Here is a 24902-nt window from a genome sequence, read left to right on the forward strand (position 1 = left end):
GCGGCGACTTCCCGGCCGCGCGAGGGCACGCCGAGCGGGCTCGGGCCATCCACGGGCAAGCGGCTTGCCGGCTCGGCGTCGAGCGCGCCGACGCGGTCCTCGCGTCGCTGCCCCCTCGGCGCCGGTAGGGAATCGCCGACGTCCAGCTTTGTCCAGGATCCGCTCCTCGGCCGCGCCTCCCGTGGTGGAGTGTGGCGGACGTCGTCCCGGCGGCGAAGGGGAGCCGATGGATCCGGCGTCGGCAGACGGTTCGGCGTGCTGAGCCCCACGGGAGGGAGGCGAAGCCGCCGAACCGTCGTGACCCGGGCTCGGGTCGCTGACTCTGCACAGCCGTCTCCGGATCTCTTCACCCGGGCGGCTTCCTCCTCGTAACGTCCTCGTGGCGTCGTGCGACTGTCACCCCGGCGGGGCCATCCGGCCCAATACGGGAGGCGCGGATGCTCACGGACGGCTCTGACCTGCGCCTGACCGAAGCCGACGCCGAAGCGGTGTCCGAAGGGGACGCCGGCCGGGCTCGGGGGCGGAGTGTGCTCGCCGGGGCCTTCGCCCTGCTGGAAGTGCTCGCCGATGCCGAAGCCGAGCTCGGGCTCACCGAGGCCGCGCGGCGGGCCGGGCTGCCCAAATCCACTTCGCACCGGCTGCTCGAGCAGCTGTGCGTGATGGGCGCGGTGGAGCACCGGATCCGCGGCTACGGCGTCGGGCCGATGTTCGGCCGGTTGTGCGAGGGCCGCGGCCGCACGCACGCCTGGATCCGGGCCGCCGTCGGGCGGCCCGCCGTGCGGCTGGCCAAGCTGTCGCGGTCCGACGTCGTCGTGGGGGTGTCGTCCGGCTCCGAGGTGCTCGTCGTCGCGACCTTCGCCGGGCACTCGGCCCGGCTCACGGTGGTCCGGCCCGGCACGGTCCTGCCGTCACCGACGCCGCTCGCGGAAGTCCTGCTCGACGGCGCCGATGCCGCGCTGGGGCCCGGCCTCGTGGCCGGGCTGAGCTGTGCCGCGGCCCCGATCCACACACCCGACGGCCGGGTCGTCGCCGCGCTCGGGGTGCTGAGTTCGTGCCCCGGTGAGCTGGCGCGGCTGCGGCACCTGGTCGTGATCGCCGCGGCCGAAGCCGCGCGCGAGCTGACCCGTACTTCGCGGGTCCACTGAGCGGACCCGGGCCTTCCGGAAGATCCGTCCCCTTTGTCAGTCTCGCCCGGTGGGCGGCGCCCGGCTATCCGGGTGCCCGCGAACGTGGAGGGTGACCATGGGCTCGAGAAGGTGGCTCGGACTGATCACGGTGTTCGCGCTGGCACTCGGCGGCAACGTCGTCACCGCCGCTCCGGCGCACGCCGCGAGTCCCGGTGTCGGCACGCTGGTGAGCGCGCTCGCCGCCCCGGCGAACAGCTTCGCCGCGTGGTCGACGGGACTGGGCACCCTCGGGCAGCTCGCCAAGCCGCTGCCCGCCGTCCAGACCAGTCCGGGAGCCGCGCTGGGCTTCGACACCCTGGCGCAGGAGGCCTTCCACACCGGCACCAAGAAGCTCGCCGACGCCGTCGACGACGCCGACCTCGACATCGACCAGCCGATCACGCTGTCCGCCGGCCGCGCCGGGACCCTGAAGACGACGCTGAGCACCGTCGGCGAGGACAAGAAGCTCGACCTGACCCTGGCGATCTCCCGGGTGCTGGACGACCAGGCCCTGAGCATCCCGCTCCCGATCGGCGACGGCACCAACGCCCCGCAGTCGGCGTTCTCGTCCACCGGCGGCGTGCGGCTCACCGTCGCCACCACGCTGAAGCTGACCCTGATCTGGGACAAAGCGCACGACAAGGCCTACTTCGTCAACGACGGGACGACCCCGTCGCTGACCGTCGACGCCGCGGCGAACTTCCCCGACGCCAACGCGATCAAGGCCGTCAAAGCCGCGGTCGGCATCCTCGGCGTGAAGCTCGTCGAGACCGACTCCGCGCTGGACCTCAAGGCACACTTCGCCGCCACCGTCAACGATCCCGACAACGACGGCAGGCTGGCTTTCACCAACTTCGACGGCACCGCGGGAGAACTCGCCCAGAACGGTTCCCTGGCCGGCCTGGTCAGCTTCGGCTTCGCGAGCCCGGCCGGGTCGCTGACCGGTTCGCTGCACCTGGCCGCGGCCCCCGCGAGCTCGTTCTCCCTCGACCTGCCCGCGGTGGACGCGAAGATCGGCCTGAACTGGCCCGACATCGCCACCGGGACCCCGCAGATCACGCCGACGGGCATCGCCACGGTCGGCCCGTTCCTCAACATGACCCCGCGCGACCTGGCCACCGGCCTGGCCCAGCTGGCCACGACGCTGACGTCGATCCAGCGCGCCAAGTGGGGCGACGCGGCCGGCCCGATCGGCAACCTCGACCTGCCGTTCCTCAAGGGCTCGCTGGCCGACGCGATCCAGCTCAACGAGTCGATCAAGAAGTTCCTGCAGGACAACACGAAGACCGCGGCGGACCCGACGCAGGCCGGCGAACCGACGTTCGTGTCCCTGCAGGAGCTGCTCGACAAGCTCAACACCGCGGCGAACCTGCCCGGCGGCGGCAAGATCGGCATCTCCGACGTCCACTTCCCGCCCGGCACGACCAAACTGGACTTCAAGATCACGCTGTCCCGCCAGGCACCCACGACGGCGATCGACCTCAACGCGGCCGCCGCGGCGGCGTCCGGGCCGGCGGGCACCCCGGCGAAGACGACCTACACGCAGACCACCCTCAAGGACGACAACCAGAAGTGGAAGCCGGGGGAGTTCGCGGGACGGCACGTCGTCGCCGGCGCGGCCGGGGCGACGGTCGAGAACAACGACGAGCACACCCTCTTCCTCCAGGCGCCCGGCTGGACGCCGGTGATCCCGGTGGCCAACGCGCCCTACACGATTTCCGGGATGCAGGGCGACGTCGGCGTCGTCCAGCTCGGCAACGACCTGAAGACCGGCGGCCGCGGCGTGGGCGAGGCCAACGCCGTCAACGCCACCGCGAAGGTCAAGCCCAGCTACGACGCCGCCGTCACCCTCGTGCTCGACCTGCAGAACCCGACCGTGCACAACCCGCCGATCGAGCAGAAGAACCCGGACGGCAGCACGACGCTGGTCGGCGCGACACCGACCGGGCCGGACCGGGTGCTGCTGCGCACGTCCGGCAGTCCTTCGCTGTTCACCGCGGACTTCCCGATGGACGCGGGCATCGACCTGTTCGCCAACGCCGGCTTCCTGCAGGTCGAGCTGAAGGGCGCGGCGCACATCTGCCACCCCGACGCGGGCGCCGACTGCGCCGGGACCCCCGACGCCGACGACCACATGGTCCAGGTGAACCTCAAGGACCAGGGCGACCTGACCTTCGGCGGCGTCGTCGACAAGCTGCTGCACGACCCCGGTTCGCTGCTGGACTTCCAGGTGCACGTCCGCGGCGCGGGCGGGGTCGACGCGAGTGCGCCGGGCACGGGTGACTTCCTCAAGGGCGCGACCGCGCACGCCGGGTTCACCTGGAACGACCTCACCAAGCCCACCGGCTCCGACGGCCCGCAGTTCAGCACGAGCGACCTTTCCGAGCTGGCGAACTTCGACTTCGACCCGGCCAACCCGAAGGCGCTGTTCTCGATCATCCTCAAGACGCTGCAGACGCTCAACGCGTCGATCAGCGACGCCTCCCCGGCGGGCGCCGCGGTGTTCGGCACGAAGATCCCGCTGGTCGGCCGCTCGCTGCGGGACCTGCTGCGGGCCGACGAGGCCGGCTCCGGCCCGAAGGTGACCTACGGCGCCAACTCCGTGAAGGACGCCGCGCGCAGCGTCGAGAAGGGCAACGCCTTCCCGCCGACGCTCGTCGGGCGCACCGTCGTCGCCGGGACCCAGGTGGGCATCGTCGGCAGCGTCACCGCGGACACCCTCGTCCTGGCCGGGCCGTGGGCCAGCCAGCCGTCGCCGTCCACGGCGTACGTGATCCGGTCCGAATTGGACGATGTCATCTCGATGCTGGAAGCCGCGCCGTCGGACAACCTGCAGCGACTGGTGCAGACGGTCAACGAGCGGTTCAAGGGCAGCGTGCCGGTGCAGTTCGAGTACGCCGAGCCCGCCGGGACGCCGTCGCTGATCATCCGGCTGGACTGGAAACGCGCCTACCACACCAGCACGCCCGTGCAGTTCGACTTCAGCCTGCCCGCGGGCACCCAGCGCGTCGCCGGCGTGCAGGGCGACGGCTCGGTGTCGCTCGGGGTCGGCGGCGAGGTCAAGATGGGCCTGGTCGTCCCGCTGCAGCCGGGTCCCGGCCCGGCCGACGCGAACGCCCTGCGCGTCCTGGACGACTCCAAGATCGGCGTGAAGCTCGACGCCGCCGTGGAGAACGCCACCATCGCCACCACCCTCGGCCCGCTGACCGTCTCGCTCGGCAACCCGAAGTCGCCGGACAAGGCGACCGCGAAGGCGTCCTACTCGCTCGACCTGGCCAAGAGCGGCGGTACCGGCGCGCCGGTCACGTTCTCGGAGTTCGCCGGGGCGGTCGGCCCGTCGGTCAACGCGGCGAGCACGGCGGTGAACTGCGGCCTCGACGGCAGCACACCACTGGCCCTGTGTGCCAAATTGCCGCTCTACATCAGCGAAGACGGCGGTGCGACCTACACCAAGGTGATCACCGACGAAACCAAGGCGAACGACTTCGCCTTGCGCCTGCCCAAGTCGACGACGCCGGACGACTACTTCAACCTCGGCGGCGCGGCCATCGACGGCCATCCCCGCCTGGAAACCCCGGATCCGACGTTGCTGGGCCAGGAGCTGGCCAAGCGGCTCATCGACTTCGGGCGGCTCGACGGCCTCGACAGCTACCTCAACCTGGCGGAGCAGGCGCTCAACACCGCCAGCTTCGGCGGCAAGCTGCCGCTGCTCGGCGACGACCTCCAGCAGGGCGCCGACTTCATCGGCAAGCTGCGCACGGCGATCCACACCGCCTTGGACCAGCTGCCCGCCGATGGCCACTTCACCGACATGGCCGCGGTGCGCGGCTGGGTGAACGACCAGCTCGCCGCCAAGCTCGCCGCCGCGGGTCTGAACCCGGACACGGTCACCGTCGACACCTTGTGCAAGACGCGGCTGGGCACCGTCGGCACGCCGACGGTCAAGCTGCACGAAGGCGCCACGGCGGCGGACAAGACCTACCGGTACGTCGTCGCCTCCTACGCGACGATCAACGGGGAGAAGAAGCAGGCCAAGGCGAGCGACCCCGGCTCGATCACGAACGGCCCCGCGGCACTGTCCACAACGGACTCACTGGACATCTCGTGGGAGCCGGTCGACAGCGCGACCGGGTACCTGGTGTTCCGTGAGGAAGGCGGCGTCTTCAAGCTGATCGCCGACGTCACCGACACCAAGGCGACCGACACCGGTGCCGCGGCCATCGGCGGGGCGCCGGAGAACCCGGCCGAGAACCCACAGCCGCACGACTGCGCGTACAACGACCTCGACGCCGTGACCATCAGCCTGAACGTCAGCCAGGGCGACTTCAGCGGCGACCTGCTCAACTGCGCCGGGCTCCCGGCCGGGCACGAGTGCCTGAAGAAGTCCGTGCCGCTGGACCTGGGCATCCCCGGGTTCTCCCTCAAGGCCGACGGCGGCGCGGGCCCCGAGGTCCAGCTCGGCTGGCGGCTGCACCTGGCCATGGGCATCAGCCGCAGCGAAGGGTTCTTCGTCAGCACCAAGGACTCCCCGCAGCCGGAGTTCGCGGTCGGGCTGAACGTCACCCTGCCGCAGAAGATCAACGCGCAGCTGGCGTTCATCAACATCACCGCGGAGAACTGCACCAAGCAGCTGAGCGCCGACGACTGCAACGCGGCGGCCGCGCCCCCGGCCAACGGCGTCCTGCCGCTGTTCGGCGGCGCGTTCAAGATCGACCTGATCGCCCCGGACGACCCGACCAACGGCCGGCTGCACCTGACCGACCTGCAGAACGCCGGGCTGGACCGGCTCGCCGACGTCAAGCTGCACGCGAGCGCGGACATCAACTGGCTGCTCAAGGCGCGGCCGGGTGACGACGCCGGGTTCCCGGGCATCCAGGCGAACTTCCGGCTGCACTGGGCGTGGAACAACGTCAAGCCGGGCACCAACTCGGCCGACGCCGGCAACAACCCGCTGACCCTGGCCTTCGACAAGGTCGCCATCGACAGCGGCGAGATCTTCGGGAAGATCCTCAGCCCGATCGTCAACAAGATCAAGCAGGTGACCGGTCCGCTCGACCCGGTGATCAAGACGCTGTACGCGCCGATCCCGGTGCTGTCGGACCTGTCGCACCTGGCCGGCGGCGGTGACGTCACGCTCGTCTCCCTCGGCAAGGCGTTCACCACGATCGCCGGGGGCCCGGACCTGAAGTTCGTCGACACCATCGCCGGGGTCGTCACTTTCATCAACAACTTCCCGACGTGCACGGACAAGTGCCTCATCCCGCTCGGCTCGTTCGAACTCGGCGGGCAGCAGGCCCTGGACACCACCGCGACACCCGACAACACCGAAAGCCTGATCAGCAGCAAGAAGGACGCCGGGGGCGGTACCGCCTTCGCGCCGCTGCTCGACACGATCAACGGCAAGAACTCCAACACCGCGTCGGTCAACCCGATGACGACCCAGGCGTCGGCGGCCGGGTTCAGCTTCCCGGTGTTCGAGAAGCCCGCCTCGCTGTTCAACGTGCTGCTCGGCGGCGACGTCGACCTGGTCAAGTTCGACTCCGGGCCGCTGCGCCTCGGCTTCGACTGGCGCCAGCAGTTCGGGCCGGTGTACGCGCCGCCGCCGGTGGTCATCACCCTGCACGGCTCGGCGACCGTGTCGCTGCGGATCGTCGCCGGGTTCGACACCTACGGCATCCGCAAGGCGTTCGAGGCGGCCCGCGCGGGCACCCTCGACCTCGGTACCGTGGGCAACGCGTTCCTGCAGAGCCTGTTCTTCTACACCACGGAGAACGGCAAGCCGATCCCGGTCGTGACCTTCACGGGCGAGATCGCGGCCGGCGCCGCCGTCACGGCCGTGATCATCACGGTCGGCATCGAGGGCGGGCTCGGGCTCACCGTGTCCTTCCTGTGGAACGACCCCAACCACGACGGGAAGTTCCGGATCACGGAGTTCCTGCAAACGGCGTTGAACAACCCCATCTGTCTGTTCACCGTTTCCGGGCGGCTCTACGTCTTCCTCAAGCTGTACGTGACGGTCGGATTCGGCCCGTTCTCGGTGTCGTTCAGCTTCACGATCGTCGACGTCACGCTGCTCGACTTCACCGCGACCCCGAACTGCACGCCACCACCGCCGAAGCTCGGCGGGCTGAGCGGCGACGGGAAGACCTTGGTCGTGTACGCGGCCGCGCTCGGCCACACCGCGCAACGCGGTGGCGGCACGGGTGACCCGTACGAGTCGGACAAGCAGGAGAAGGAGACCGTCAAGATCACCTCGCTGCACGACTACGCGAACGCGGCGAACCCGGCGTTCACCGGCGTGGCCGTGGACATGCTCGGCATCCGGCGCGAGTTCCGGAACCCGAACATCGAACGGGTCGTCGTCGACGGCCGCAACTACGGCAAACCGATGAGCGTCACGTTCATCGGGGACGCCAAGGCCGACACCACCAAGACCGGCCCACCGCCACCGACCGCGCAGTTCGACCGCGACGCGATCGTGTTCGGCGGCACGAAGAACGACCAGATCAAGACCGGCATCGGCAACTCGTGGGTCGACGGCGGGGCCGGGGACGACACCATCGTCACCGGCGACCGGACCGTGCTCGCCGCGAACAAGACGAGCTACGTCCGCGACGACGCGAAGGCCCGCGTCGCGGGTGGCCCCGACGTCGACAGCATCACCGTCGGCAACGGCGTGGACGTCGTCGCGGGCGACTCGAGCCTCGGCGCGCCCCCGCTGACGTCGATCGGGCTCAAGGAGCTGAAGAACGACGGCCGTGACGGCGGCGACCCGATCGCCGACGGCACGGGCGGCCCGAGTGTCTCCGTGCCGAACTGGGCGCTCCTGCCCGACCCGGCCGGCGGCACCGGGACCGGCGACGGCGGCGACACGATCAAGGTCGGGCTCGCGAAGTCGACGGCCTTCGGCAACGGCGGCGACGACACGCTCGGCGTCACGGCCGACGACCCGCTGAAGGACGTGCCCACGTACCCGCAGGCGCTCTTCGTCTCGCAAGGGGCGACGCTCGTCGGCGGGGACGGGAGCGACCGGTTCGCCGGTGGCACCGGGCCGGACAAGATCTACCCCGCCGGCCAGGTCGACCCGGGCATCGACGGCTACGGCTCCGACGACGCCAACACCTCCGGCGGCCCGGCGGGCGGCCCGATCAACACCGTCGACACCGGCAGCGGCAACGACACGGTCTACGGCGGCAAGGGCCAGGACCGCGTCACCGGCCACTCCACCAAGGACCAGCACGACGACTTCCGCGGTGGCGGCGGCAACGACATCCTGTTCGGCGGGTACGGTCCCGACACGCTCTACGGCGGGCCGGACGACGACTACGTCATCGCCGAACCGTCCATCTTGGACTTCCCGAACCCGGGGAAGACCGACGGCTTCGGGCCGTTCTACGTCGTCACGCACACCCCGCTGCCGTCGGGCGTCACCCCGTCGCACAAGACGCTGGTCGGCGGCCTCGGCTTCGACCACGTCATCGGCGGCGACGGCGGCGCCGACGTCTACGGCGACAAGCAGACGACGCCGTGCAAGGCCGGGACGCCGATCCCGTCGACCTCGGTCGACGAGTCGGTGAACGACCCGCTCGACGGCAACGACCGGATCATCGGCGGTGCCGGCGTGGAGAACGTCCGGGCCGGTGGCGGCGATGACAATGTCGACGCCGAAGCGGCGGACGACCTGGTGTGCGGCGAGAAGGGCAAGGACGCGCTGCACGGCGGCCGCGACGCGGACCAGGTCTGGGGCGGCTCGGGTGACGACGCCGTCCACGGCGACTCCGGAGCGGACCTCCTGTACGGCAACGACGGCGTCGACACGATGTTCGGCGGCGACGACCCCGACACGATCGAGGGCAACAACGGGAAGGACTGGGTCTCCGGTGGCCTGGCCGGCGACACGATCGTCGGCGGCACCCGGGCGGCCGGGCAGGCCGACGACGCCGACCAGCTGTTCGGCGACAGCGGCCCGGACACGATCATCGGCGACAACGGTGATCCGCTGGTGCCCGGCGGCCCGGTGTTCGACCTGGCCAGTGCCGACCCGGCGCTGGGCGGCGACGACACGATCTCCGGCGGGTTCGACAACGACGCGCTGTTCGGCGGGCTGGAGAACGACACGGTCTTCGGCGGGAAGGACCCGGACCGCATCGAAGGCAACCCGGGCGCCGACAAGCTGAACGGCGAGGCGGATGCCGACGACATCATCGGCGGCAGCCACCAGACGCCGGGCGACCCGGCGGTGAAGAACGCGACCGGCTACCCCGACGCGGGCGACACGATCTCCGGCGGCGACGCCGACGACGTGATCACCGGCGACAACGCCACGATCACCGGCACGGGCGGCGGCGACACCGGCGACCCGGTCACCCGTGGCCGCGGGTTGTCGGCCGGACGGCACGTGGTGCTGTTCGACCTCGGCTACACGCCGGTGGCGGGCACCTCCGGCGGGGACTCGATCTATGGCGGCGAGGCCACGGACGTCATCTACGCCCAGGGCGGCACGGACACCGTGCACGGCGACGCCGGAGACGACTACGCGGAAGGCGACCAGGACGCGGACAAGCTGTTCGGCGAGTCCGGGCAGGACGACCTGGTCGGCGGCTCGTCGTACGTCGAGTCGGGAACCGGCCAAGGAACCGCGGGCCAGCTCGACACCGGGGACACCATCTCCGGTGGCGACGACGCCGACCTGATCAGCGGCGACAACGCCCTGCTCACCCGGGACGCGGGAATTCCGAAGAGCCCGATCACGCAGGGCCGCTTCGATTCCGACGCCCAGGGCGCACCGGGAATGGTCCAGCGCAGCATCCAGCTGTACGACCTCGGCGACGGGCCGGTGCCGAACACTTCCGGCGGCGACGACATCACCGGGGACAACGGCTGCGACGCGATCCTCGGCCAGTCCGGCAACGACCGGATCAAGGGCAACGCCGACGGCGACTACGCCGAAGGCGGGCCCGGCCGGGACTGGCTCGAGGGCAACAGCGGCGACGACGACCTCGTCGGCGGCAGCTCGGTGATCTTCGGCACGGACACCGCGCTGACCACCCAGGGCCAGCCGGACGTCGGCGACGCCGTCTTCGGTGGCACGGGCGACGACGTGGTGCTCGGCGACAACGCGATCACCGACCGGATCGCGCCACCGTCGCCGTACCTGCTCCGCGTCGGCAGCACCGGGACGTTCGAAACGCAACGTTCGCTGCGGCTGCTCGACCTGTCGTGGAGCAACGGGTTCCTCGGTGCGCCCACGCGTCCCGTGGCGGGCGGGGACCAGCTGTCCGGTGGTGGCGGCGTCGACGTGATCTTCGGCCAGGACGGCGACGACCAGATCTCCGGCGGCGCGCACGACGACTACGCCGAGGGCAACGGCGGGCACGACACGGTGTTCGGCGACCGCACCCTGGCCGAAGCCGGGATCCCGATCACGCCGCCGAATCCGGCGTGGCCGGGCACGGCGTCGGGCGACCTCGGCGACGTCTCCGCACCGAACGGGCAGGACGACCTGCTCGGCGGCAGCTCACTGGCGGTCTTCCGCGACACGGCCGACGACGTGCACGGGGACGGCGCCGCCGACTTCGTCCTCGGCGACGGCGGCACCGCGGTGCGGGACATCGTGGACCAGACCGGGAAGCCGGTGGCACTCGGCGACGACCTGTCGAAGGTCTCGCTGCCGCTGACCAACCGGATTTACGCCAAGCGCTACCCGGCGACCCCGCCGGTGGGTGCGGCGTTCGTCCGCCACGGCGCGAACGGGGCCCCGACCCGCTTCTGCACCACCACACAGGCCACGTGCGAGGCGCCCGGCGCGTCCGGCGGGGACAACCTGTGGGGCGACGCGGGCGAGGACACGCTGTACGGCCAGGACGGCAACGACCTGATGTACGGCGATACCGGCACGGCGACGGCTCCGGGTGACGGCGCCGACGACGTGTACGGCGAGCTCGGCGACGACCGGATGTGGGGCACCGGCGGCGACGACGCCATGGTCGGCGACCGCGGCGGCATCGTCGACGTGTACCAGAACGGGTCGAACAAGTTCGTGATCGACAACAGCCAGGTGCCCCAGATCCACTACGAGGGTTTCCTGGCCGGCTCGGTCACCCGGCAGGTCGACCTGCAGCACGACGTCAACGGCGACAGTTTCGCCGCACCGGGTACCGCTCCGGCGATGCCGCACCGCGGCGACCTCGAAGGCGGCGTCGACCGCATCCGCGGCGGCGACGACCACGACTCGATCCACGGCGGCTACGGCGACGACCTGGCCAACGGCGATTCGGGCGGGGACACCGTCTTCGGCGACGACGGCGCGGACGTGCTGTGGGGCGGCAAGGGCGGCACCGACGCGGCCAACCCGAACGACCGCGGCGTCAACGACTCGCTCGTCGACTACGTGCTCGGCGGCAAGGGCGCGACGACCGGCCCGTCGGTCGACCCGGTGGCGGGAGCGCTGGGTTCGGACATCATCGACTGGCGCCCGCGCGGCACGTACGGCACACCCGGTTCGGCGACGTGTTCGGCGAACCCGTGGCCGCAGACGTTCGGCAACGGCAAGAACGCGGTCACGGTGGACCCGTGCTCGTGGTTCGAGATGACGAACCTCGACAACGCCGACGTCGCGGACAACCAGCACCACCAGGGCATCGACTGGATCTACGGCGGCTGGGACCGTGACGTGCTGCAGGCCGACGTGGCCGACAACGGCCCCAACCAGGGCGACCGCCTGCTCGACTGGGGCGGAGCGTACAACCTGTACACCCACTGCAATGCGGCGTACGGCGGCTACAACGACGTCCGCCAGTGGAGCCCGACGCAGCAGGAGTTCCTGCAGCGCTGGGCGCACTCCCTGGGCGCGGGCCAGGGCCCGGCGGACGTGACGACCGCGGGCACCTCGGCGTTCGACGAGCTGGCGCTGGTGTACCAGTCGGACCTGCAGGACCACGGGGCCGGACCGGCGTTCCCGACCACCCCGGGCCACTTCGACAACCCGAACGCCTGCGCCCCCTGAGAGGAGACCGGCCACGGCGGGCGCCCGGATTCCGGGCGCCCGCCCGTTTCTGCGCCGCCGGGTGCAAGGGTGCCCGCGAGCGCCTGTGCCGCGTCCGAAGGCACCGTGACGGCACGGTGACGGCAGACCGCGAGTCTGGGCACATGGCCGGGTTCGGTGCGATCGCTTCCGTGGGCAAGAGCCTCGAGCTCCTGCTGAACACGGGGTACGAGGCTGTGCCGCCGGTCGGCGGGGAGATCACGCAGGCGATGCTGGTTCGGACCGACGACCTCGACGGGGCCGCAGTGCCGGTACCGCGGCCTGGGCTGTCGATCCTGTTGTACCGCGTCGACTTCAACAAGGTGACGCGGCCGGCCTGGGCCACCGTGTCCGAACTGGACGGTGCCGCGCATCTGCCGCTCGACCTGCACTACCTGCTGACCGCCTGGGGCGACAATGCCGAGCACGAGCACCGGATCATCGGCCGCACCCTGCAGGTCCTCGAACGACCGGCCGGGCTCGGGGCCGCGCAGCTGCTGCCCGGCGGCGACTGGGGCGACACCGAGGCGGTCGAGATGGAACTGGAGGACGTGCCGACGGACGATCTCATGCGGACGTTCGACAGCCTGCGCTGCGATTTCCGGCTGAGCGTGCCCTACCTGATCCGCATCGTGGTCATCTCCCTCGACGGCCAGGCCGGGCCGCCCGTGCTGACCGCAGTGCGGGGCGTGACGACGGGACCCGGGCGATGAACGTCTACCTCGCGGCCGAATGGGACGAGCGGGTCTTCCGGCTGCGGCTCGGCGTCGACCCGGTCGACGCGCTCGGCTCGTCGGAACGGTCCGGATCGTCCGACGTCGGGGTACTGATCGAGCAGGTTCCACGTCCGTACCGGCTGCCCGCGGTCGTGGACGACCGGCTCGGGCTGCCGGCGTTGTGTCGCACGCGGTCCGGCCGGTTCGCGCTCTGCTTCGGCGCGCGGGCTTTTGACACCCCGCCACGGCTGGCGATCCGGATCGTCGACCCTGCCCAGCGGTACGTGCCGCGCCGGCTGTCGGTGCCCGTGCCGGATCTGGCTTCCGTTCTCGCGACCGAAGACCAGGCGGTCAAGCCCGCGCGGGCGCATCGGCCGGCGCTGTTCCCGGGAGCGCGCCGGCCGCTGCCGTCCGGCTCGACGGTGTTGCTGGGCCGTGCCGTTCGGGGCGCCCCCGACGGGCCGCCGGTCCCGTGGGCCCGGATCGAGGCGGGACTGGCCGGGACCGGATCCGTGCAGTGGCGGGCGCACGGTGATCGGGACGGCGAGTTCGTGCTCGTCGTGGGTGCATTGCCACAGCCGTACGCGAGCTCGCGCACGGGGACGGTCGACCTCGACGTGACCGTTCACGCCCGGCCGGACCCCCGGGACGGCGACCCGGTCGATTCGCCGTCCGGATCGCGCGCCGACCCGCTCTGGTGGCTGCCGGTCGAATCGGTGGCGGCGCTCGAAGCGGCCGATCCGACCGAAGCCGGGACCCGGCTGCCAGCCGGTTACACCGACCACGTGTCCACCACGCAGACCCTGCCGCGCGGGCGGCCGTTTCGTCCGGCTCCGTACGTCTTCCCCTGACCCCTGAGAGGCCTTCATGCCCGAGTACCTGGCGCCCGGCGTCTTCGTCGAAGAGGTCACCTACCGCGCGAGCTCGATCGCCGACGTGTCCACCTCGACGACCGGTTTCGCCGGCCGCACCCACTACGGCCCGGTTCAGTACGCCGGGGGACCCCGCGCGTGCGAGCCGCGGCTGGTCACCAGCTACGCGGAGTTCGAGCGGGTGTACGGCGGGCTCGAGACGTACGATGACCTCACGCTGGCGTACCTGGCGCATGCAGCTCGCGCCTACTTCCTCAACGGCGGGCAGCGGCTCTACGTCTCCCGGGTCTACGAGCCGCCGGCCGGCACCGGGGTCGCGTCCTCGCCGGACATCCCAGTGGCGGCGACCGGCGGTCCGGCCCTGGCGCGGTGGCGGGCCCGGTGGCCAGGCCAGGCCGGAAACGTGTCGGTCACGGTCACCGCGACCCGGTCCGGGGATGTGGGCCTGCACACCGGGGCAGCCGCGCAGGCCAACGGGGTCCGCACCGGCACGGTGCTGGAAGTCATCGAGGACAGCCGGCAGCCGGGCGAGAACGCGATGATCGACCCGGCCAGACTGCGGATCCTCCGGATCGAACCCGACCTGACGCAGACCTTCCTGGACGCCGGCGGCAATCCCGCACCGCCGCCCGTGTCCGCGTGGCTGCTGCCGGTCGAAGTGACCGTGACCGTCACAGACACCGCGCAACGGCAAACCAGCTATCCGCGGCTCGGCCTCGCCCCGGACGGGCGGCGCGCGCTGAGCCGGGTACTCGACCGCGACGACCCGCAGGACGAGGACTGCATGGTCTGGTTCGAGCACGACTTCCGGGCCCAGAACACCACACCGATCCAGTTGCTGGTCGCCCTGCTGGCCGGAGCCGAAAATGGGCCGACTCGGACGTACCGCCTGACCGGCGGCTCGGACGGCCAAGCGGTCACCGCGGCCGGGCTGCTCGGCGCCGAGGCCGACCCGGACGACGCGACCCGCAAGGCCACCGGTCTGTACGCCTTGGGCGAGGTCGACGCCATCGCGATTGAGGCCGCCCCGGATATCGGCGCGATGGAGGAGGCGGACCAACGTGTGCTCGCCACCCAGAACCTGATCCGGCACGCCGAGCTGGCGCGCTACCGGATCGCCGTGGTCGACGGGCCGATGGGTGCGTCGCTCAACGAGATCCGGGCGTTCCGCGGCAACTTCGACTCCAAGTACGCGGCGCTGTACCACCCCTGGGTCGAAATCCTCGATCCGATCACGCCGCCGCCCGGGGTGCCCACGCCGTGTCTCCGGCTGCCGCCGTCCGGGTTCGTCGCCGGCATCTACGCTCGCAGCGACGTGACTCGCGGCGTGTTCAAGGCGCCGGCGAACGAGGTCGTGTACGGACTGACCCGGCTCGAGGTGAACATCAACACGGGCCGTAACCAGGTGCTGAATCCCGAGCACGTGAATGCGCTGCGGTTCTTCGCCGGGCGGGGCAACCGGGTGTGGGGAGCCCGTACCCTCAGCTCCGATCCGGAGTGGCTGTACGTCAACGTGCGCCGCCTGTTCATCTTCCTCGAGCACTCGATCGATCTGTCCACGCAGTGGGCTGTCTTCGAACCCAACGGCGACCGGTTGTGGCGCAGCATCACGCAGACCGTCGCCGATTTCCTCAATGTGCAGTGGCGCAACGGCGCGCTGCTCGGCACGACACCGGCCCAGGCCTACTTCGTGCGGTGCGACCGCTCGACGATGACCCAGAACGATCTCGACAACGGTCGTCTGATCTGCGAGATCGGCGTCGCTCCGGTGCGCCCGGCCGAGTTTGTCATCTTCCGGATCGGCCAGTTCACCGCGGACGCCCGCGGCTGACCGGCACCGCCAGCGAAGGGAGCCATCCATGCCCACGGAACGTGACGAGCGACGCCCGTACGGCGCATTCCGGTTCACCGTCGTGATCCTGGCCGGGCCCGGCGGCGGTGAGATCACCGGCTACTGCTCCGACGTGTCCGGTCTCGCCTGCGAGATCAACTATTCGGAGTACCGCGAGGGCAGCGCGCTGACCAACACGGTGACCAAGGTGCCGAACACCTTCAAACTCGACCAGGTCACCCTCAAACGCGGGCTCTGGGGCAACGTCCAGCTGTTCGCCTGGCTACGGCTCGTGCGGGAGGGCACCTACTCGCCGCGGACGGTGCACATCACTCTCCACGACGAGGCCAACCAGCCAGCTCAGCACTTCGTCCTGCACAAGGCCTCGCCGAGCAAATGGGTCGGGCCCGGACTGGTCGCCAAGGGTGGCGGCGACTGCGCGATGGAGGAGCTGCACCTCGTCCACGAGGGCATCGAGTGGGACGAGGCGACGTCGGCATGACCGTGGATCCGGGCGTCGGCGGGCTGGTGCTCGGGCCGCCCGGCGTCTACCTGTTCCCGGAGATGCCGCTGCCCCGGGCCGCGGTCGAGCGTCTCGACGTCGCCGCGTTCGCCGGGGTCTCGGTCCGCGGCCCGGCCTTCGAACCGGCCGATGTCGACGCGGGCTACCGCCGGTCGGTCCCGATCGCGGTGGACAGCTGGGACGAGTACGCGGAGCTGTTCGGTGGCTTCGAAGGCCCTGGGTTGCTGCCCTTCGCGGTGGCCGCGTATTTCGCCCAGGGGGGACGGCGGGCGTACGTGATCCGCGCGGTCGCCGCCGCGCCGTACAGGCCGGACGCGCAGAATCCGCCACCCGGGTGTGCCACCTACCGGCTTCTCAACGGGCTCGAGGTCCGCGCGCGCAATGAGGGCACGTGGGGTAACCGCCTGACGATGAGCTGGTCGTACGAGACACGGCTGCTCACCGCGACCGTCACGGCGCGGACGACCGCGACCGAGGTGACGCTCGATCCCGGCTCGGTCGTGGTCGTGGGCAGCCTGCTCCGGCTCGGCGGTGACCGGGTCGCGGCGGTGGAACGGATCGAACGGCGCGGGCACGCGGACGACCCGGGCGCCGACTGGATCGCGGTCTGCCCGCCCGGTCTGCCCGCCGGTCCCGGTGTCCCGGTCGAACTGGTCGAGGGGCAGCTGGAGATCACCGACTCGGATCCGCTGCGCCGCCGGTCCGAGGTGCTCACCGGCCTGGGGCTGCTGGCCGCCCATCCCCGGTACGTTGCCGAGGTATTGCGCCGCGAGTCCCGTCTGGTGGCGCCGCTTGAAGGGCGCTGTTCCGACGTCGTACCCGATGCCACCCTGGGTCCGGTGTCGGCGGGCAGACCGGATTCGTCCGGCGCGGACCGGTTCGGTGCGGTCGTGGCAGGGGACGTGCTGACGGCCGTACGCGCGCTGGCGGACGCCGACGAGGCGGCCTCGATCGTGGTGCCGGACTTGTTCGCACCGGCCGGGCCGCCGCGTCGTGACACGGGGACGCCGTCGGGTCGGAGCGCGGACTTCCGTTCCTGCGCGCCGCCCGCGGCCGCCCCGCCGCCGCCGCCGGCGCCGGTCGCCGAACTGCCGGGGCTCGTCCTCGACCCGGGTGATCCGTGGGACTTGGCCGTGCTGGCCGACCGGCAGCGGGAGCTCTTGGCCGTCGCCGAGGAACTGCGGATGGTCGTGCTCCTCGACGTGCCGCCAGGTCTCACCGACGCCCAGACGTTGCGGTGGCGGTCCTGGTTCGCGTCGTCGTACGCCGCGGCCTACCACCCCTGGCTCCGCGTGCCCGGCCCCGCGCCGAGCCGCATGCTGGTCACCGTGCCCCCGTCGGCTGTCGCGGCGGGCATCGTGGCCCGGTGCGAGCGACGCGACGGGCTGGCCCGCGGCCCCGCCAACGAAGCGGCAAACCAGGTGGTCGGCCTGGCCGCGGTGGTGCCGTCCACAATGGAGGGAGCACTGCACCGGCTGGGGATCAACGTGTTCGGTCGGGCTCCGGACGGTGTGCGGCTGAACAGCGCCCGTACGCTCAGCGCCGATCCGGCGCTGCGTCAGCTCACCGCCCGCCGGGTGCTGATGGAGATCGAGCGGGTGATCCGGCGGCAGCTCGCCTGGACTGTGTTCGAGCCGTCCGGCGATACCTTGCGGGCGGGCATCCGGCGGCATCTGCAGCAGCTGCTGGACGAGCTGTCCGATGCGGGCGCGTTCGCCGGGGGGACCGCGGAGGAGTCGTGGTTCGTCACGGTCGGCGCCCCGGACGCGACCGGGCCGGGACAGCTGGTCGTCGAGGTCGGGGTGGCGCCGGCTTCGCCACTGGAGTTCGTGCTGGTGCGGGTGGTGCTCGACGCCGACGGGGTGCAGCCGCCGCAAACGCTGCTCGGCAGGGCCGTGCTACCGCCGGCCTCACTGGCGACGGGCGGCCTGAACACCGGCGGGCCGGATCATGGCTGACGATTTCGCGCGGGCGTTCCGCTTCGAGGTGTCGCTTACCCAGTCGCCGGCCCCGCCGGCGCCCGGGCAGGCACCGGCCGAGTCGCGGCAGGTCGCCGGACCGGCCCTGGGCACCGGCCGCTTCCAGGAGTGCACCGGCATGGAGATGGAAATGGACGTCGGTGAGTACCTCGAAGGCGGCCGCAACGACGGTGTCATCCAACGCGCTGGGCGGGTCAAGCTGTCCCGGATCACACTGCGCCGCGGCATGCTGCACCCCGCCGACGGTCCGATGGACCTGACGTTGTGGCGTTGGTTCGCCGACGTCGTCAACGGCGTGCGGCCCCTGCGCCGCTACGACGGCACGATCCGGATCATCGCCGCGCCGCACCGTTCGGTCGGGGGCTGGACTTTCGTCCGGGGCCTCCCGGCCAAGATCGTCGGCCCGGCACTGCACGGCGCCACCGGCGCCATCGCGATCGAGGAACTGCAGATCGCCCACGAGGGCCTCCGACTGGAGGTGACCTGATGGAGCTCACCAAGGCCGAGCTGAGGGCGATCGGCGACGGTCCCGGCACGGCCCCGAAGCCGGACAGCGTGCCGATCGTCGTGCAGATCAACCCGGCCACGCTGCGGCTGCAGATGTCCGCCTCGGTCGACGCCGGGAAGGACAGCGGCCGGTCCAAGGTCCAGTACCAGGGTTCCACCTCCACGCTCTCGTTCGACCTGATGTTCGACACCGCCGACGAGGGCACTACTGAGGAACCGGTCGACGTGCGGACCCGGACCCGGCAGCTCGAACAGTTCGTGTTGCCGGCCAAGAACACCAAGGCGGTGCCGCCGCGGGTCCGGTTCACGTACGGGTCGTTCAGCGTGATCGGCGTGATGACCTCGCTCAACCAGGATTTCGACTACTTCGCGCGCAACGGGGTGCCGCTGAGGGCCAAGTGCGCGGTGACCATCAAGGAACAGCGGCCCGAATTCGACGCCACGAAAGCCGGCGCCGGCGACAACCTGGGGTTGGGTGCGATTCCTGCCGACGGGACGCCACGCGTCACCTCGCCTGCTACCTCGTCGTCCGCCAACCCACCGGGTGTACCGCTGCCGGTCCAGCCGCCGCCACCGCCGGATCGCAGTGCCGCCGCGCTGGGTGGCGAGAGCGCTCCGGAGCTGGCCGCCCGCATGGGACTCGATCCGGGCGCGTGGAAGGGGCTGCAAGGCATCACGGATCCGCTGAGCCTGCCGGCCGGTCAGCGCGTGGACTTCTCGAGCGCGCTCACCGCACAGGCCGGCCTCGGCGCCGCGCCGGCCGTCTCCGCCCCGGCGGTGGGGCTTCCTCCCGACGGCGTAGCGCTCGCCGCCGCCGGGGGGCTGACCAAGGTGCTCACCGACGCGGCCTCCACCGGCGGCGGGACGGCCGCGGCGACGGCCCGGCAGGGCTTCGCGGCCGGCCCGGATCCGGCCCGGCCGGCGTCTCCGGCCGTCACCGTCGCGGTGCCGGGCCGCGCGTCCGGGCCCGATCCCCGCGCGCTCTCCTACGGATACGGCGTCCCGTTGCGCCGCCGTCTCGCGGCCGGCGCGGCCGCGGCGTCGGGACTGGTGACCGATCGACGGCGCGTCCCGGGCGCGGAGGGGCCGCCGAGCATCGACGACCCGACGGTGGCCGGCTGGCTGGCGCTGCGAGCCGACCCGGTCGGTGGTTGCGGTTGCGGAGGGGTGTCATGAGCGTCCACGTCGGCGAGATGACCAGTCGGATCGACCTGCACGGAGTCGACTCGGCCACGCCCGCCGCCGTCGGCCCGTCCGGCTGCCACGCCAGTCCGTCGGTCTGGCAGCAGGCTCAGCACGCCGCCGACCTGGCCGAGGAACGCGAGCGGGACAAGGCCCGCACTGCCGCGGGAGGCTTCGATGACTGAACCTGCCTACGCCAGCGCCGCCCCGGTCTTCATGGTCGCCGGAACCCGGGAGCCCGAGCTGGCCCGCGACCTGGTCCGGCTCGACGTGGCCGAGGATGTGCGCGGCCTGCGCACGCTCAAGGCCTGTCTGCTCGCGACCGCGCCCCGGCAGCAGTCCGGCAACGACGTCGTCGAGTACCTCGACGGCCGTACGCTCGATTTCGGCAAGCGGTTGCAGGTGTCGATCGGGCCGCCCGGCAACGAGCGGGTGGTGTTCGCGGGGTCGGTGTCCGCACTGGAGGTGCGGTTCACTGAGGGGGACGTCCCGGTAGTGACCGTGCTGGCCGAGGACGACTTGATGAAGCTCCGGCTGCGCCAGCACAGCGAGACCTACAGTGACTGCACCGACGCCGACGTCGCCGGACTCGTGGTGCGGCGGCACGGCCTGAAGCCCGACATTGCGCTCGACGGGCCCGCGTACGACGTCGTCCAGCAGCTCAACCAGAGCGACCTGGCCTTCCTGCGGGAACGCGCCCGCCGCGTCCAAGCCGAGTTGTGGGCCGGCGACGGCACGATCCACCTGGCCAGCAGGGATCGCCGGACCGGCAGCCGGGTCGAGCTCACCCGCGGCAGCGACCTGATCGACGTCGAGGTCAGAGCCGACCTGGCCCACCAGTGCACCGCCGTGCACGTCTCGGGGTACGACGCCAAGTCCCGTGCCGCCATCGACGCTGAAGCACCCGCGTCCACTGTGGACGCCGAGATCACCGGCGGCCGGACCGGTCCGCAGACGCTGCGAAGGGCGTTCGGAGAGCTGCCCGGCCGCCGGGTCCGGGACGTGCCGATCGCCGAATCCGCGGCGCGGGAGATGGCCCGGGCCGAGATGTTGCGCCGCAGCCGCGGCTTCGTCCAGGTGCGTGGCGCGACCGCCGGCACGCCGCAGCTCACCGTGGGCAGCCGGGTGACGCTCCGACGTTGCGGGCGGGCGTTCGACGGCGCCGGCTACTACGTCACCGGGTTCCACCACAGCTACGACCTGACCGACGGCATGCGTACTCGTTTCACCGCCGAACGACCGACCGTCAACGCGGGCTGAGCCCCACCGCGTGAGGAGGACCGCCATGACCGACGAGAACCGAGCGTGTTACTTCGGCCTGTACCCGGCCCTGGTCACCGACATCGTCGACGACCGGCGCCAGTCCCGCGTGCAGGTGAGCTTCCCGTGGCTCGGGGGCGACGGCGGCTTGGCGCGCTACTGGGCGACGTTGCTGACGCCGTACGCGGATGACGACCAGGGCTTCGTGATGCTGCCCGCGGTGGACAGCCAAGTCGTCGTGGGCTTCGAGTTCGGGGACCTGCAACGACCGTACGTGGTCGGGTCCTGCTGGAACGGCCGCGAGATGATGCCGTTCACGCCGACCCGTCCCAACAACCGGCGGATGATCAAGAGCCGGTCCGGGGCGAGGCTGGAGTTCGACGACAGCGCCGGCGCGGCGACGGTGACGGTGGCCAGCGGTCGCGGCCACACCGTGGTGATCGACGACGGTGCCGGCAGCATCGAGATCAAGCACGCCAACCAAACCCGGATCACCATCGACTCCGGCGGCATGGTCAGCATCACCACCAAGGCCACCGTCGACATCACCGCGGCCGCCCTGAACGTGCACGCAGGTACCGCGGTCTTCGACGGGATGATCAGCTGCACCAACCTGATCGCGTCGGGGGCCGTGGCGTCGCCGTCGTACAGCCCCGGCGCCGGGAACGTCTGGTGACCGCCACCGACGTCGCCGTCACCCACGACTGGCTCGTGGTGGCGCCCTGGTGGCATTGGCCGCGGCTGGACGGCGAGCCCGCGCCCGGCGACCCGGCCAAGCGCCGCGCCGTCCGGAGCCGGCCGCCGGCCCTGCAGAAGTACGACGGCCCCGACCTGATCAACACGTTCCTCGCCGATCCGCAGCGGCGCCTCGCCTTCAGCGACGACTCCGACCGGGTCGCCACGATCGTCGACCATGGCCCGGCGCACCTGCCCGGCCGGACGACCGCCGACGGTCTGCGCAAGCTCTACCTGGCCACCCACCACCGTCACTACCTGGTCGTCTGCGCTCTGCACTGCGACGCACCGGGCCTGCCACGGGCCCGCGGCGACGAGGTGTGCGAGGCCGGGTTCGTCGTTCGCCGCCGGATCGGCACGCTGCCCGGCGGGCCGGATGGCGACGCGGCCACGCGGTTGCGGCACTGGGCCCGGGCCCGCAGCCGGCTCCAGCAGGTCGAGCGGCGGCTACGGGCAGAGCCAGGCGCGATCCGCCGCGAGTTCCTGCTGCGCCGGCGTGAAGTGCTGGTCACGGCCGAGACGGCCGCCCGTGACGAGGTCCGTGCCGTGGCCCGCGACGCGCTCGCCGGCGGCTCGACCCGGGAGTTGCAGGGCTGGGTCCCGCTCGGCCTCGACGCGGCCGGGGTGACCGGTCCGAGGCCGGCCTGCGGCGGAGGGGGGTGGACACCCTTGACCGGTGCGGGCGCCTGGCTGCCGGTCGAGGAGCTACCTGATCAGCTGACCGAGGCAACCTATCCGCTGGCTCCGCGGCCCGGCGACGATCCGCAGACCGTCTACTTCGGAGTGGTTCCGGTCGGGTCGGCCGATCTCGACCCGGAGGGCCATGCCCGGTACGACGACGACAGCGTGTACGAGATCCGCTGCTACGCGCGGCGGCACCGGCCCGAATGCCCGCGCGACGGGCACCATTGCGGGTGCCCGCTGTTCTGGTCCGAGCCGACCGACGCGTACCGGCTGGCCGGGCACTTCGACCTGGAGGGCTGCGCCAATCGGCCGGTAACCGTGCAGATGCCGGACATCGCGCAGCTGCGGGCAGACGCGTTGCGGCTCGGGCCGGGCGGGGCGGGCGGGCTGCGGTTCCGCACACCCCCGAAGTCCGAGCTGTCGTTCACCACCGACGACCTGAAGGCCAGCGCGCCCGCGCCGATGCAGAACACCGCTGTGCAGATCTGCACGTTCGCGGTGCCACTGATCACCATCGTCGCGACGTTCCTGTTGCAACTGTTCATGCCGATCGTGGTGTTCGTCTTCCAGCTGTGGTTCCTGCTCGCGCTGCGGTTCTGCGTACCCCCGGACGTGACGGTCGGCAGCGGACTGGCTGCGGAGTTCGAGGCACTCGGGAAGGGCCTGGACATCGACGCGGGCGCGGCGGCGAACCTCGCGACCCGGCCCACGTTCGTGAACACGCTCGCGGGCCTGCTCAACCGGTCCAAGCCGCAGGGCGTTGCGCTCGGGGCGAAGCTCGCCGACGAGGTCCGGGCCGGGCGCGTGGACGCCGCGTCGTACGTGGCTGTCGGCCGGTCCGCCCTCGCGACCGCCGCCGCCCCGGTACCGAGCCGGGTCTTCGCGCCGCGGGTCGAACGGCCGGAGGTGGTGACGCCGTGATCGGGTGGTCGTTCCCGCCTGTACCGGCCGTCGACGGCGGGTTCGCCTGGCGGAGTGACGCCGCGTTGATCCGCCAGTCGATCCTGCTGATCCTCGACACCGAGCCGGGGGAGCGGGTGATGCGGGCGGCGTTCGGCTGCGGACTGCGGAGATACCTGATGGCCCCGAACAACCCGGCCACCCGTGCGGCCATCGCCCGGGACGTCACCGCCGCACTGACCGCCTGGGAGCCACGGATCGACCTGTCCGCCGTCGACGTGACCACGACGACCGACCCGGCTGCCGTGCTGGTCTCGATCAGCTACGTCCACCGGCGGGACCGGAGCAGCGGCGGCCTGCGGCTGACCGTACCGGTGAGCGGGGCCTGACATGGCGCTGCCGTACCCGGTCCTGGACGACCGCTCGTTCGAGCAGTTGCTCGCCGAGCTGCGGGCGCGCATTCCGGTGTACGCCCCGGAATGGACCGACCTGGGGGAGAGCGACCCCGGGATCACTCTGCTGGAACTGGTCGCGCACCTCGGCGAGACGCTGCTCTACCGGTTCAACCAGATCCCCGATCAGACCCGGCTGTGGCTGCTGCGGCTGCTGCAGATCCAGCCCTACCCTCCCACCCGGGCGACCGGCGTGGTCCGATTCCTCCTCGATGACCCGGTCGCGGCGCAGATCCCGCTCGGCACGGGCGTGGTGGTGGCGGGAGCGGTACCGTTCCGGGTCGGCAATGACGTCGCGGTGGTCCCGGCCGAGGTCACGGCGGTGGTCAAGGCGCGCACGGACTTGCCCACCGACCCGATCCTGCTGGAGGAGTACCACCAGGTGCTCGATCTGGCCGGGCTCGACCCCGCGCAGGCCGTCCCGTACGCCGAGCAGGTGCTGCGCCGCGACACCGGGCAGCCGGGCGTAGCCGAGCTCGACATCCGGACCGCTGTGGACCGTGCTTTGTGGATCGCCGTGCAGGCCTCGGACGGCGCACCGGCGGGCCGGCTCGCCGCCGTGCTGGATCCCGGCGGTCCGCTCGGGACCGGCCCGGTGACCCTCGGCTTCGCCACTGCCGCGGTCCACCCCACCGGCGGCGCCGTGATGCTGCCGTCGCAGACGTTCGCCTCGGCTGCCGCCGGCGGCATCACCGCGATCACCGGCGAACCGCCGGGTCCCCCAGAAGCTCCGGCGTCGTCCGGGGAGGCGGTGGACTCCAGCCTGATCTGGCAGGTGTCGCTGGCGGACGGCACGTACCTCCCGGTCACCGTCGTCCAGGACACCACGTCCGGGCTGCGCAACACCGGCGTGGTCGCGCTGCAACTCCCGCCTGCCCGGTTCGCCGACATGGGTGTCGCGCTGCCGGCCGACGAGGACCTGGGCGGGGTCAGCGACACCCCGCCACGACTCGAGGGACGACCGCCGGCGCTGTTCTGGCTGCGGGCGTTCCCCCGTGAGGGCGCCCCGGAAGTCGGCACGCTGGTCTGGGCCGGTCTGAACGCCGCCGACATCGAGCAGGTCGCGTCGTCC

At 71.7% G+C, this 24902-nt stretch carries 14 protein-coding genes and 1 pseudogene; all 15 read left to right on the plus strand.

Annotation, left to right across the window (positions count from 1 at the left end; all coding sequences use genetic code 11):
- The first annotated feature begins 437 nt into the window (after positions 1–437).
- Positions 438–1145 (plus strand): helix-turn-helix domain-containing protein, encoded by a 708-nt coding sequence (locus CCN39_RS18260; protein ID WP_086843542.1) that lies wholly within the window; start codon positions 438–440, stop codon positions 1143–1145.
- Positions 1146–1242: 97 nt separating this feature from the next.
- Positions 1243–12171: a calcium-binding protein gene (locus CCN39_RS18265; RefSeq protein ID WP_086843544.1), complete on the plus strand. Its 10929-nt coding sequence runs from the start codon at positions 1243–1245 to the stop codon at positions 12169–12171.
- 143 nt (positions 12172–12314) lie between these two features.
- Positions 12315–12902 carry a Pvc16 family protein gene (locus tag CCN39_RS18270; RefSeq protein WP_086843546.1) on the plus strand — a complete coding sequence of 196 codons (588 nt, stop codon included), beginning with the start codon at positions 12315–12317 and terminating at the stop codon, positions 12900–12902.
- Positions 12899–13756, plus strand: a complete 858-nt coding sequence (locus CCN39_RS18275) for a hypothetical protein (RefSeq protein WP_086843547.1) — start codon at positions 12899–12901, stop codon at positions 13754–13756. Before CCN39_RS18270 ends, CCN39_RS18275 begins: the two co-directional genes overlap by 4 nt.
- A gap of 16 nt (positions 13757–13772) precedes the next feature.
- On the plus strand, positions 13773–15608 hold the full coding sequence (locus CCN39_RS18280; RefSeq protein WP_086843549.1) for a phage tail sheath family protein: 1836 nt from the start codon (positions 13773–13775) through the stop codon (positions 15606–15608).
- A 28-nt stretch (positions 15609–15636) separates the two neighbouring features.
- Positions 15637–16110 carry a phage tail protein gene (locus CCN39_RS18285; RefSeq protein ID WP_086843551.1) on the plus strand — a complete coding sequence of 158 codons (474 nt, stop codon included), beginning with the start codon at positions 15637–15639 and terminating at the stop codon, positions 16108–16110.
- Positions 16107–18089 carry a phage tail sheath C-terminal domain-containing protein gene (locus CCN39_RS18290; RefSeq protein ID WP_086843554.1) on the plus strand — a complete coding sequence of 661 codons (1983 nt, stop codon included), beginning with the start codon at positions 16107–16109 and terminating at the stop codon, positions 18087–18089. The genes CCN39_RS18285 and CCN39_RS18290 overlap by 4 nt, the downstream gene beginning before the upstream one ends.
- Complete coding sequence (locus CCN39_RS18295; protein ID WP_086843556.1) at positions 18082–18597, plus strand: phage tail protein; 516 nt, start codon at positions 18082–18084, stop codon at positions 18595–18597. Before CCN39_RS18290 ends, CCN39_RS18295 begins: the two co-directional genes overlap by 8 nt.
- Entirely contained in the window at positions 18597–19793 is a 1197-nt protein-coding gene (locus tag CCN39_RS18300) for a CIS tube protein (protein ID WP_086843557.1), read from the plus strand. The genes CCN39_RS18295 and CCN39_RS18300 overlap by 1 nt, the downstream gene beginning before the upstream one ends.
- Positions 19790–19984: a hypothetical protein gene (locus CCN39_RS18305; RefSeq protein ID WP_086843559.1), complete on the plus strand. Its 195-nt coding sequence runs from the start codon at positions 19790–19792 to the stop codon at positions 19982–19984. Before CCN39_RS18300 ends, CCN39_RS18305 begins: the two co-directional genes overlap by 4 nt.
- The gene (locus CCN39_RS18310) at positions 19977–21059 is read left to right on the plus strand and encodes a phage late control D family protein (protein WP_086843561.1); all 1083 of its coding nucleotides are present in this window, start codon (positions 19977–19979) and stop codon (positions 21057–21059) included. The genes CCN39_RS18305 and CCN39_RS18310 overlap by 8 nt, the downstream gene beginning before the upstream one ends.
- A gap of 25 nt (positions 21060–21084) precedes the next feature.
- Positions 21085–21735 (plus strand): phage baseplate assembly protein V, encoded by a 651-nt coding sequence (locus CCN39_RS18315; RefSeq protein WP_086843563.1) that lies wholly within the window; start codon positions 21085–21087, stop codon positions 21733–21735.
- Entirely contained in the window at positions 21732–23399 is a 1668-nt protein-coding gene (locus CCN39_RS51070; RefSeq protein WP_208630262.1) for a hypothetical protein, read from the plus strand. Before CCN39_RS18315 ends, CCN39_RS51070 begins: the two co-directional genes overlap by 4 nt.
- Positions 23396–23767 (plus strand): GPW/gp25 family protein, encoded by a 372-nt coding sequence (locus tag CCN39_RS51075; RefSeq protein ID WP_208630263.1) that lies wholly within the window; start codon positions 23396–23398, stop codon positions 23765–23767. Before CCN39_RS51070 ends, CCN39_RS51075 begins: the two co-directional genes overlap by 4 nt.
- Before the next feature lies 1 nt (position 23768).
- Positions 23769–24902: pseudogene (locus CCN39_RS18325) on the plus strand (hypothetical protein); the annotation flags it as partial.

Origin of the sequence: Amycolatopsis kentuckyensis (assembly GCF_002155975.1) — a bacterium.
GTDB lineage: Bacteria > Actinomycetota > Actinomycetes > Mycobacteriales > Pseudonocardiaceae > Amycolatopsis > Amycolatopsis kentuckyensis.